This is a genomic window from Veillonella parvula, assembly GCF_047241225.1.
In the GTDB taxonomy this organism is placed as follows: domain Bacteria; phylum Bacillota; class Negativicutes; order Veillonellales; family Veillonellaceae; genus Veillonella; species Veillonella parvula_O.
The window spans coordinates 309,554-321,774 of record NZ_JBKTIE010000001.1; the positions used below are offsets into that span (position 1 = coordinate 309,554).

Here is a 12,221-nt window from a genome sequence, read left to right on the forward strand (position 1 = left end):
TTAGAATAGCATGTTTTATTATAACATAGAACTTAATGAATACGTATGGTAAGATATAAGTTGTACGCGTCTGTACTTTCACAGGTGAGAAAGGAGAGCTGTATGCGTGTAACAAAAACGATAAAGGCAGAGCAGTTAAAACTATTACAAGAGCATTATTTTGATGCAAAACCTGCCCTTGATTATACAAATGAATTTGAATTATTAGTGGCTGTCGTGCTATCTGCACAGTGTACGGATGAACGGGTTAATATTGTTACTAAACGATTATTCCCTAAGTTAAATCATCCTGCTAAAATGCTTGAAATTGGAGTTACTAAGTTAGAGACTCTTATTAAAGATTGCGGCCTTTATAAATCCAAGGCTAAAAACTTAATTGCTACCTGTCAAATTTTAGTTGACCGATATCATGGAGAGGTACCTCGTGAGTTTGATCAGCTCGTTGAACTACCTGGTGTGGGTCGTAAAACAGCAAATGTAGTGGTGTCCGTTTTGTTTGGTACACCTGCAATTGCGGTAGATACTCATGTATTCCGCGTGTCAAACCGATTAAAATTAGGTATTGCGAAAACGCCAGAAGAGATGGAACAAAAGTTACAAAAGGCAATTCCAAAAAAGGACTGGGCTGCTGCACACCATTGGTTAATCTATCATGGCCGTAGATTGTGTAAGGCTCGTAAGCCTTTGTGTAATGAATGTTTTTTAAATCATTTATGTCCTTCTGCAGGAAAGGTTTAATATGAAAGTAAATAACGAAGAATTTATTGCCCTTTGTGCTAATCATGGTATTGAGGGAATTGATATTGTAAATGAGTTAATGCGTTTTAAAGTGCTAGATCAATTGATTTCTAGTAATGCTAGCTCCCGTGAGTGGGGTGTAACGGCAGATGATTTATATGCGTTAGCAGAAAAATCCACAGTAGAATCCTTTGGTCCTGTACCATATGATTTGAATACATTCCAAGCTCTTTATGGACCATCCTTTAGAGTGGAATTGTTTGATTTTATTAGTGACACAGGCATTTTAGAAGGTCTAGATGTAGGAACTATTTGGGAAACTCCTGTTCGTGAAAGTATCGAAGCTCATAGTAAAACGGGAGAATTGGTTCTGTATGCTTATGTAGAAGAATATGCAGGCATGGTTGAAGAGATTCTTCAATCTTATGAAGATAAAAAAGTCGTTCTGTATACGGCATCTCCCGTGTGTTATAGCATTTTGACACGTTTATATCCAATGGCTCAAATCATTAATCAATGGCCTCATCGTAGCTATTTTGACCATATCTTTACAGGCACAGTTGGTATGTTCCAATCCTCTGAAGATATTGTGGAAGAGGTCGCTAACGGATTACATAACTTGGTTCCAGAAGGGACTGCTCAATTATTCTTACCTGCTACAATGGCACAAAATCAATTGGGCTTAAATAATATGGCGTTGCAATTTTTCTTGAACCAAAAACGAGTAGAAGCTATACGGGAATGGACTCCATTAGGGGCTTATGAAATCGTATATGGTAAATACGATGTAAAAAAAATGCGTGTTGGTCTTCGTGAACGTGTAGGGGATGAGTGGAAAACAATTAATTATATTCCATTACCTCATGGCGTATTTGCGCAATTGCCAGTATTTACGGTATTAAATTATGGCTTGTCCTTGCGTTCTATTTTGTTGCCCGGCAGTCAAACGGACGTAGCCTTAGGTCAAGATGGTATTTATTGCATTGATAGCCGTGTATCTGAATTAGGTCGCACTGCTCTTATTGAAAGTGGAGCTTATTTTCTTACTTTTAAACGTCATACTGATCATATTGATGTAGATATTGCGACAGAAGCGCCTGTAGATGATATGTACTGGATGCTCCCAGATGCTGAATTAGCATATATGTGGTATGCCTATTTCTGCAGCACTACGGGTCAAACATTGATTCAAGAAATCTCCATGCTCGTTCAAACAGATGAATCCTTTGGCTATATGCTTAGTAGCGTACGTCGTCGCGTATTAGATGTAAAGGATGAGACCCAACTAATTGAATCTGTACAGGCTGCTGACGAGGCATATATTAAGGCTGTTACGGAGGCTACAACGAGTTGGAAAGAGACCGTAGATTCATTAGGTGCACAAGTTATGCCACCTACAGCTTCTATTGATATTGAAGATTATAGTGACTATAAAAAAGAATTGTAAATCATATAATTTTGGTTTAAAATATATCGTATCCTAAAAAATATAAACTACTAAATATAGTAGATACGAAACATAGCATATGAATATGTAAGAAAGGAGGACCTATGGCAGTTATTAATTTTGAAATCTTCAAGGTTATTGGTACTTTATCTGAAGATAAAGATGGTTGGAAAAAACAATTAACATGTACTAGTTGGGGAAAATACAATCCTAAGTTTGATCTTCGTGCTTGGGATAGTGAATATACAAGCATGAAAAAAGGTATTACCCTTTCTTTAGAGGAGCTTATTGCATTGCGTGACATCCTCAACGAAAGCGACTTGGAAGCTATTTTAGCTGAGGCTATTGAAGAAAAGCAAGCATCCAAGGAATAGTATTGGTTACTTGCATTTGTGCAGGTGTCATGCTATAATCTATAAGAATAATATTGATTGCTGGAAAGAGGTGTATAGAATGAAACAAGGTATTCATCCAGACTATAAAGAAGCTACAGTAACTTGCGGTTGTGGCAACACATTCAAAACTGGCTCTGTAAAAGAAGACCTTCGTGTAGACGTTTGCTCCAAATGCCATCCGTTCTTCACTGGTCAACAACGTGCGGCTCAAGCTCGTGGTCGTATTGAACAATTTAACAAACGTTACGGCAAATAATTTGTATTGTAATGTAACATGTATTGGCAGGGCTGTTGGCTCTGCCTATATTTGTTTATGAGAGGAGATCTTGTGAACAGAGAACGTATAAAAAAGTTTGTCGGAGGACAGGCTGTGATCGAAGGTGTCATGATGAGAGGCCCTGGCTATACGGCAACTGCCGTACGTGAGCCTGCGGGAACTATTGTAGTTCAAAAAGAGGCTACAAAGTCCATTGCTGACACATATCCAATATTGAAAAAACCATTTCTTCGTGGCTGTGTAGCTCTCTATGAATCTCTAGTGATAGGCATGAAGGCTTTATCCTTCTCTGCTAAGGCTGCTGGCGATGAAGAGGAAGAAATGTCTAATAGTGAAATCGCCATTACCATGGTTATTTCTACACTATTTGCGATAGCTGTGTTTTTGGCATTGCCTACATTTATCGTAAAATTCATTCCTGGTGTACAGGATAATCATATAGTATTAAATCTCATTGAAGGTGTCATTCGTTTAGTACTTTTCTTACTTTATATTTGGGGGATTGGTCTTACGAAGGATATTCAACGAGTTTTCCAATATCATGGGGCAGAGCATAAAACGATTCATACTTATGAATTAGATTTGCCTTTAACTGTAGAAAACGTTCGCCAACAAAGTCGCTTGCATGCGCGATGTGGTACAAATTTCTTACTTATTGTTATGGTAGTTAGTATCTTTGTATTTGCTTTCTTGGGTTGGCCCAATTTGTTGGAACGTATCGTGAGCCGCGTACTCCTTATGCCTGTAGTAGCTGGTATTGCGTACGAGGTAATTCGTCTTGCTGGACGTAGCGATCATTCTTTTGTGAAAGCTCTTATTAAACCAGGTCTTGCGTTACAATATATGACAACGCGTGAACCAGAAGATGATCAAATTGAAGTTGCTATACGAGCTTTAGAAGAGGTCCGTCCGCCTGAGAGTGACGCATATGAAGAGGAATAAACATGTTAGTTGATAAATTACAAGTTATTGAAGATAAATTTATGGATCTTGAGCAGCGCATTAGTGACCCAGAGGTCATTGCTCGCCAAGATGAATGGCGTAAATTGACCCGTCAACATGCTCAATTATCTGAAACCGTTGAAACGTTCCGTACTTACAAAAAAGTTTTATCTGGTATTGATGAAGCTATGGAAGTTATTGAAGATAAATCCATGGACGAAGAATTCCGCGAAATGGCACAAGAGGAATTGAAAGAGTTGAAACCTCAAAAAGAGGAATTGGAAGAAAAGTTGCAAGTTCTATTATTGCCTAAGGATCCTAATGATGATAAAAATATTATCATCGAAATTCGCGGGGGCGCTGGCGGTGATGAAGCTGCATTATTTGCAGGTGACTTGTTTCGCATGTACACAAAATATGCGGAAAGCCAAGGCTGGCGTTGTGAGATTATCGATGCTAATGAACCAGAGCTTGGTGGCTTTAAAGAGGTTATTTTCTCTGTGGATGGTGAAAATGTATACTCTAAGATGAAATTTGAATCTGGTGTACATCGTGTACAACGTGTACCGGCTACAGAAACACAAGGCCGTGTACATACATCTACAGTTACAGTAGCCGTATTGCCAGAGATGGAAGATGTTGATATTGAAGTTAATGAAAAAGATTTAAAAATTGATACATATCGTGCGAGTGGTGCCGGTGGTCAGCATATCAATAAAACTGAGTCTGCTGTTCGTATTACACACTTACCATCTGGTATCGTTGTAGCGTGTCAAGATCAACGATCTCAATTACAAAACCGTGAAAAAGCTATGCGTGTATTGCGTGCTAAGTTACAGGATCAAGCTGAACAAGAGGCCATTTCTAGTATGGCTGCAGATCGTAAGAGTCAAGTCGGCACAGGTGATCGTAGTGAACGTATTCGCACCTATAACTACCCACAAGGTCGCGTCACAGATCATCGTATTAATTTAACATTATATAAATTAGATGCTATTTTAAATGGCGATCTTGATGAAATTATTCAAGCCTTAAATGCTGCAGACCAAGCGGCAAAAATGCAGGAGGCTAATACAAATGCATAAGGAGATTTGGACAATCGGTCGTATTCTCCAGTGGACAGAGCAGTACTTTCAAAGCAAGGAGATGGATACACCTCGACTTGATGGGGAAGTACTGCTTTCTCACGTTTTAGGTAAAAATCGGATTTATCTATATACCCATTATGACCAACCGCTTATTCAAGACGAGCTCGATGCCTTTAGGCCTCTCGTTCAACAACGGGCTAAGGGGCATTGTGTAGCGGCTATCATTGGGGAAAAGGACTTTATGGGGTTGACCTTTAAGGTGAATGATAAGGTATTGATTCCACGACCTGATACGGAAACCTTGATTGAGCATGTACTAGGTACTTATCCAAAAGATAGTAATGTGCGTATTCTTGATGTATGCACAGGCCCTGGGACAATATTATTAAGTCTATTACATTATTTGCCAAATGCTAGTGGTGTTGGTTTAGATATCTCCACAGATGCTTTACCGGTGGCACGCGAAAATGGTGAGTCCTTTAATTTAGCTGACCGAGTACAGTTTATGGAATCAGATATGTTCTCCACTTTATATGGAAAAGAGGAGAAATTTGATCTTATTGTTTCTAATCCTCCATACATTCGAACTGGTGATTTAAAGATGTTGTCTCCAGATGTATTAAATGAGCCTCATATTGCATTATTTGGTGGAGAGGATGGGCTTCAATTTTATCGAATCTTAGCTAAAGAATGTAGAAATTATTTAAACGCTAATGGCCGTGTGGCGTTTGAAGTAGGCTTTGACCAAGCAAAAGAGGTAGGTGCTTTATTGCAAGAAACAGGTCAATATTCGAATATTCAATTTATAGCTGACCTCGGTGGTCATAACCGGGTAGTGACAGCTGTATATGAGGGCTAATATGGATACTAAAATCATTACAAATCCATCAGAACAAGATATAGATACGTTAGCCCGTGCTTTGCGCAATGGTGAATTGGTGTCTATTCCTACAGAAACTGTATATGGATTAGGTGCAAATGGTCTAGATCCAGAGGCGATGGATAAAATCTATGCTGCCAAAGGACGGCCTTCTGATAATCCACTTATTTTGCATGTTCCTAATAGTGAAAGCATAAAACCTTTGGTAACAGAAATTTCTGCTACGGCGCAAGCCTTAATGGATACATTCTGGCCAGGGCCATTAACGATTACATTGCCTAAATCTGATTTAGTGCCAGATCGTGCAACAGGTGGTTTATCTCGTGTGGCGCTTCGGTGTCCTGATCATGAGGCATGTCGAGTATTATTAGAGCGTGCAGGCATACCTATAGCGGCACCTAGTGCCAATATTTCAGGGCGCCCAAGTCCAACTACTGCAGAAGATGTATATAATGATATGAATGGTCGCATTTCCTATATCTTAGATGCTGGTCCATGTACGATTGGTGTAGAGTCTACTGTTGTAGAAGTCCATGATGATAAGGTCATTATATTAAGACCTGGTGGAATTACAAAAGCACAGCTTGAACGTGTGGTGTCTACTGTTGAGTATGATACTGCGTTAGTTAATGCAACCACTATACCAAAGGCTCCTGGCATGAAGTATACGCATTATGCGCCTGATGCACCTATGACGGTTGTTGTAGGTAGTCCAGAAGGTGTAGCACACACTTTCAAAGAGCTTTCAGAAGGCATAGAAGGTCCCATAGGGTGTTTGGTAAGTCATGAAACGTATAACTTGATTAAAGAGGATGGACGATTTATGTGCCATTGTTTTGGCCATCATGGAGATGCGTTAGCATTGGGGCACGACTTTTATAAAAGTCTATTACATTTTAATGAAAATCATGTTACGCTAATCCTAGCAGAAGGTGTTGATGATGATGGTTTCGGTGTTGCCATTATGAATCGAATGGAAAAAGCATCGAGTCATCATATCATTTATAAGTAAATTTAATAGCATAAAGATGTCCACTGATAATAGAAAAATGTCTTTACATATTGGATAGATTTGCTATAATGTATAAAGTAATCACAAAATGTGATTGAGTAAGGATGTTATTATGAATATTTTATTTGTATGTACCGGTAACACTTGCCGCAGCCCTATGGCTGAAGGTATTACACGGGCCCTTGCAGCGGAGAAACATAAGGATGTTACAACTGTATCAGCTGGTTTATTTGCCGCTTATGGAGCAAAACCAACTGAACAAGCCGTAGTAGCTGTCCGTTCCATTGCAGATATTTCCAACCATGAATCGAGACCCTTAACGATGGAACTCGTAAATGCAGCAGATCTTATTCTTGGTATGACGAAAGATCACAAATCTGTACTACTTCGCCAATTCCCCTTTGAGGAAGGTAAAATTAAAACAATTTCCGAGTGGGGTGGTCTAGATGGTGATGTTACGGACCCATATGGATCTGACCAAACCGTATATAATCAATGTGCGGAACAAATTTATCACTTAGTAGAGGCCGGTCTTACATCAGTGCCTCAGAAGGCGTAGGAGATGAAATTATGAAAGTTGCAATCGGTTGTGATCATGGCGGATTAAATCTGAAGGAATCTGTTAAAGAAGTATTGAGTGCATTGGGACATGAAGTAGAGGATTTTGGTTGTTATTCAGCTGAGTCTTGCGACTATCCTGATATTGCAGTACCTGTAGCAAATGCAGTTGTATCTGGTCAAGCAGATCGCGGTATTTTGATTTGTGGTACAGGTATCGGTATCGGTATTGCAGCAAATAAGATAGCGGGCATTCGCGCTGCTCTTTGTCATGATACATTTTCTGCTCACGCATGTCGTGAACATAATGATGCGAACATCCTTACTATGGGTGAACGCGTTATTGGACCAGGCCTTGCTAACGATATTGTAACCATTTTTATGGAAACTGAGTTTGAAGGTGGACGTCATGCACGTCGTGTAGAGAAAATAAAAGCATTAGAGAAATAATACATCATTACTTTATAGATAGTTGTTCTATATGAGGAGGATACTCATGAGTTTCTTAGAAAAACAAGACCCTAATATTCAAGCTGTTATCAACCAAGAGTTAGCACGCCAACGCGATAAATTAGAAATGATTGCTTCTGAAAATTTTGTTTCTCAAGCTGTAATGGAAGCTCAAGGTAGCGTATTGACTAACAAATATGCAGAAGGGTATCCTGGTAAACGCTATTATGGCGGTTGTGAAAATGTTGATGTTATTGAAACATTGGCTATCGAACGTGCAAAACGCCTGTTCGGTGCAGAACATGCTAATGTACAACCTCACTCTGGTTCTCAAGCAAACTTTGGCGTGTATTTCGCATTATTACAACCAGGTGATACTATTGTGGGTATGAACTTGTCCCATGGCGGTCATTTGACTCATGGTTCTCCAGTTAACGTATCTGGTACATATTTCAATGTAGTACCTTATGGTGTAGATGCTGAAACACAACAAATCGACTACGATGAGTTCCGTAAAATTGTATTGGAAGCAAAACCTAAGTTGATTATCGCTGGTGGTAGTGCTTATAGCCGTCAAATCGACTTTAAGAAAATGGCTGAAGTGGCACACGAAGTAGATGCTATTTTCATGGTAGATATGGCTCACTTTGCTGGACTTGTAGCAGCTGGTTTACATCCAAACCCTGTGGAATATGCAGATATCGTTACTACAACAACTCATAAAACATTGCGTGGCCCTCGTGGTGGTATGATTCTTTGCAAAGAAAAGTATGCTAAAGCAATCGATAAAGCCATCTTCCCTGGCATCCAAGGTGGTCCTTTGATGCATGTTATCGCTGCTAAAGCTGTAGCATTTGGTGAAGCTTTACAACCTGAGTTCAAAGTGTATGCACAACAAGTTATCGACAATGCAAAAGCGTTGGCTGCAGCATTACAAGAAAAGGGCTTAACAATTGTTTCTGGCGGTACAGATACTCATGTTATGCTTGTAGATGTTCGTAATACTGGTTTAACTGGTAAAGAAGCTGAACACTTACTCGATGAAGTAGGTATTACATGTAATAAAAATACAATTCCATTTGATCCCGCTAGCCCATTTGTAACAAGTGGTATTCGCCTTGGTACGCCAGCTCTTACAACACGTGGTTTGCAAGTGAAAGATATGGAAGAAATTGCTGATATTATTGCAGTGGTTCTTAAAAATCCTGAGGATAAATCGGTCCATGAAGAAGCTAGTAAACGTGTTGCTGCACTTTGTGAAGCGTATCCATTGTACTAATCGATTGTACTAATATTAAATATATATTTATAGTCCTATAAGTTTATAGGTAGTGTAAAAGGGGTGTGCCATTGGCACATCCCTTTCAATATTTTTATGGCATGATTTTCTAATCTGTGATAGAGTAAATATAATAGTTAATCGCTAGAATGGGATATGTATATTGTTTTATAGGAGGACAGTCATGAAAGTTAATGTTATGACACATCCATTGATTCAACACAAAGTTACATTGATGCGTGACGTACAAACAGGCTCTAAAGATTTCAGAGAACTACTTGATGAAATTACTATGTTGATGGGGTATGAAATTACACGCAACTTACCACTTGAGGATGTGGATGTAGAAACACCACTAACTAAAATGACTGGCAAACGAATTGCAGGTAAAAAACTGGGTATTATCCCAATTCTTCGCGCTGGTCTAGGTATGGTAAATGGTATGCTTAGTTTAATTCCAACTGCAAAAGTTGGTCATATCGGTTTGTACCGTGACCCTGAAACTTTGAAACCAGTAGAATACTACTGTAAACTACCATCCGACGTAGGGGAACGCGACTTCATCGTAACTGATCCAATGCTTGCTACTGGTGGTAGTGCAGCCGCAGCAATTACATTGCTAAAAGAAAAAGGTGCTAAACATATTAAATTAATGTGCTTAGTAGCTGCTCCTGAAGGGGTAGAAGCAGTAAATAAAGAACATCCAGATGTTCCTATTTATGTAGCAGCACTTGATGAAAAGCTTAATGATCATGGTTACATCTTGCCTGGCTTAGGGGATGCAGGTGACCGTATCTTCGGTACAAAATAAAATACAATAAAACGACATATTAGAATATAATAAGGGGACATGACGACATATTATTAGATTTGAAATAATAACAAATTATCTAAGGCGTATGTCGTTTTCTCTTATTTAGGGTTGAATAAAAATTACATAAGGTATACAATACAAGTGTAAAAGTATTTTTTTATTTTAGGTGGGACGGATTTTGTTCACATGGGACGAAAAACGATTCATGTAATCTCAACGGGTAAAGGAGGGACCCGATGAACGAATTTCTAATGATATGTGAACGTATTGTTCCTGAAATTGTTAGCGTATTGAAGGAGCGATACAAAATACTAAACCACCTTGTTTATGAAGAGCCTATAGGCCGTAGAACATTAGCTACCGCAACGGATCTTCCAGAGCGAACCGTAAGAAGTCATATTGAGTTAATGCGTGCTAATGGTCTTGTAGACATTTATAAACCAGGGATTTTTCTCACTGATGAGGGACATGCAATTGTTCCAAAGTTACGAAATTTTTTAAATGAGCTAGATCGTATTAACGAGTTAGAACATCGATTGACTGAAGCACTTCATATCGATAGAGTTGTTATTACACCTACAGAAGGAACCTTGATGGTTAAAAAGTTAGGCTTTACAGCGGCAAAGTTATTGCAAGACCTATTGAAACCTAATGCAGTAGTAGCCATCAGTGGCGGTAGCACCATGGCAGCAATAGCTGAAGAAATACCTATCTTACCTTTCAATCCTACTGTGGTACCAGCCCGTGGTGGCGTTGGTGAAGTAGTGGAATACCAAGCTAATGTAATTGCTTCGGTGCTTGCTGAACGACTAAGTGGTTCCTATAAGATGCTCCATTTACCTGATGGACTTTCACAAGACTCATTACATATGCTCATGACTTGTGAACCACAAATTAAAGAAATTGGAGACCTCATTAGTAGGACTGACGTACTATTATTTGGTATTGGTACTGCAATGCGCATGGCGGATCAGCGCCATATTGCCGATGATGTGCGTAAGCAGTTGGTAGATAATCATGCGGTAGGTGAAGCACTTGGCCAATATTGTGACATTGAGGGTAAGTTAATTTATTCTACTAATAATATTGGTTTATCACTTCCCGATGTAGTAAAGGTTCCCAATGTTATTGCTGTAGCTGGCGGACAAGAAAAAGCGAGCGCTATTATAGGTGTGATGCGAGCTTGCCAGAAAGGGATACTTATCATTGATGAGCAAGCAGCCGAAGGTATGCGTCAATTGTTACAAATTTCTGCCTTATAGGCGAATTAGTAGTTATAAATTTTAGTTTGAATATGGTTAGAATTTTTGTTATTAGGAGGATCTAACAATGGCAGTAAAAGTTGGTATTAACGGTTTTGGTCGTATCGGTAAATGTGTAGTTCGCGCAGCGATTAATAATCCTGATGTGGATGTAGTGGCAATTAATGCAACTGGTGATAATGAAGGTACTGCATTATTGTTAAAATACGATTCCGTACACGGTACAATTCCTAATGAAGTAACATTTGATGAAGAAAATATCTATGTTGATGGTAAAAAAATCCGTGTATTCCATGACCGCGACGCTTCTAAATTACCTTGGTCTGAAGAAGGCGTAGAAATTGTTATGGAATGTACTGGTAAATACCGTGATGCAGAGGAAGCAAAGGTTCATTTGAATCAACCTACTGTAAAAAAAGTATTAATCTCTGCACCTGGTAAAAACGAAGACTTAACTATGGTTATGGGCGTTAACCAAGATATGTATGATCCTGCAAAACATCACATTATCTCTAATGCATCTTGTACAACAAATTGCTTGGCTCCATTTGCTAAAGTATTATGTGATGAATTCGGTATCAAACGCGGTATGATGACTACAATTCATTCCTACACAAATGACCAAAAAATTCTTGATGCACGTCATAAAGATCCTCGCCGTGCTCGTGCTGCAGCAATGTCCATCATTCCTACAACAACTGGTGCAGCGAAAGCTGTTGCTAAAGTATTGCCTCAATTAAAAGGTAAATTAGATGGTTTTGCATTGCGCGTTCCTACTCCAGACGTATCTGCTACAGATCTTGTTTGCGAACTTGAAAAACCGGCTACTAAAGAAGAAATCAACGAAGCATTCCGCAAAGCAGCAGCTGGTGAATTAAAAGGTATTCTTGGTGTATCTGATGTACCATTGGTATCCTGTGATTTCAGCTCTGATCCTCGTAGCTCCATTGTTGATGCTGATTTGACAATGGTTATGGATGGCAACATGGTAAAAGTTGTTTCTTGGTATGACAACGAATGGGGTTATTCCGAACGTCTTATCGACATGGCCGCATTTGTAGCAAGCAAAGGCTTATAAT

14 protein-coding genes are annotated in these 12,221 nt (G+C 39.1%); all 14 read left to right on the forward strand.

What is annotated here, in order from left to right:
• Positions 1-102 precede the first annotated feature (102 nt).
• Positions 103-738 (forward strand): endonuclease III, encoded by a 636-nt coding sequence (nth, locus tag ACLRYO_RS01435; RefSeq protein WP_278618153.1) that lies wholly within the window; start codon positions 103-105, stop codon positions 736-738.
• A 1-nt stretch (position 739) separates the two neighbouring features.
• Positions 740-2,185: a hypothetical protein gene (locus ACLRYO_RS01440; protein ID WP_413084640.1), complete on the forward strand. Its 1,446-nt coding sequence runs from the start codon at positions 740-742 to the stop codon at positions 2,183-2,185.
• 104 nt (positions 2,186-2,289) lie between these two features.
• Positions 2,290-2,559, forward strand: a complete 270-nt coding sequence (locus ACLRYO_RS01445; protein ID WP_004696187.1) for a YdbC family protein — start codon at positions 2,290-2,292, stop codon at positions 2,557-2,559.
• 79 nt (positions 2,560-2,638) lie between these two features.
• On the forward strand, positions 2,639-2,836 hold the full coding sequence (rpmE, locus tag ACLRYO_RS01450) for a 50S ribosomal protein L31 (RefSeq protein WP_004696185.1): 198 nt from the start codon (positions 2,639-2,641) through the stop codon (positions 2,834-2,836).
• Positions 2,837-2,893: 57 nt separating this feature from the next.
• Complete coding sequence (locus tag ACLRYO_RS01455) at positions 2,894-3,799, forward strand: DUF1385 domain-containing protein (protein WP_008601206.1); 906 nt, start codon at positions 2,894-2,896, stop codon at positions 3,797-3,799.
• 2 nt (positions 3,800-3,801) lie between these two features.
• Complete coding sequence (gene prfA, locus ACLRYO_RS01460) at positions 3,802-4,884, forward strand: peptide chain release factor 1 (RefSeq protein ID WP_004697261.1); 1,083 nt, start codon at positions 3,802-3,804, stop codon at positions 4,882-4,884.
• Positions 4,877-5,746: a peptide chain release factor N(5)-glutamine methyltransferase gene (gene prmC, locus ACLRYO_RS01465; RefSeq protein WP_004697198.1), complete on the forward strand. Its 870-nt coding sequence runs from the start codon at positions 4,877-4,879 to the stop codon at positions 5,744-5,746. The genes prfA and prmC overlap by 8 nt, the downstream gene beginning before the upstream one ends.
• Before the next feature lies 1 nt (position 5,747).
• A complete protein-coding gene (locus ACLRYO_RS01470; protein WP_004697150.1) occupies positions 5,748-6,779 on the forward strand; it encodes an L-threonylcarbamoyladenylate synthase in 1,032 nt (343 codons plus the stop codon).
• A 112-nt stretch (positions 6,780-6,891) separates the two neighbouring features.
• Positions 6,892-7,338 carry a low molecular weight protein arginine phosphatase gene (locus ACLRYO_RS01475; protein ID WP_004697098.1) on the forward strand — a complete coding sequence of 149 codons (447 nt, stop codon included), beginning with the start codon at positions 6,892-6,894 and terminating at the stop codon, positions 7,336-7,338.
• Positions 7,339-7,349: 11 nt separating this feature from the next.
• Positions 7,350-7,787 (forward strand): ribose 5-phosphate isomerase B, encoded by a 438-nt coding sequence (gene rpiB / locus ACLRYO_RS01480; RefSeq protein WP_004696955.1) that lies wholly within the window; start codon positions 7,350-7,352, stop codon positions 7,785-7,787.
• 46 nt (positions 7,788-7,833) lie between these two features.
• Positions 7,834-9,066, forward strand: a complete 1,233-nt coding sequence (gene glyA / locus ACLRYO_RS01485) for a serine hydroxymethyltransferase (protein WP_004697326.1) — start codon at positions 7,834-7,836, stop codon at positions 9,064-9,066.
• A gap of 184 nt (positions 9,067-9,250) precedes the next feature.
• Positions 9,251-9,877 (forward strand): uracil phosphoribosyltransferase, encoded by a 627-nt coding sequence (gene upp / locus ACLRYO_RS01490; RefSeq protein ID WP_004697164.1) that lies wholly within the window; start codon positions 9,251-9,253, stop codon positions 9,875-9,877.
• Between the two features lie 239 nt (positions 9,878-10,116).
• Positions 10,117-11,142 (forward strand): sugar-binding transcriptional regulator, encoded by a 1,026-nt coding sequence (locus ACLRYO_RS01495; protein ID WP_004697235.1) that lies wholly within the window; start codon positions 10,117-10,119, stop codon positions 11,140-11,142.
• Between the two features lie 67 nt (positions 11,143-11,209).
• Positions 11,210-12,220, forward strand: a complete 1,011-nt coding sequence (gap, locus tag ACLRYO_RS01500) for a type I glyceraldehyde-3-phosphate dehydrogenase (protein ID WP_004697289.1) — start codon at positions 11,210-11,212, stop codon at positions 12,218-12,220.
• Position 12,221 lies beyond the last annotated feature (1 nt).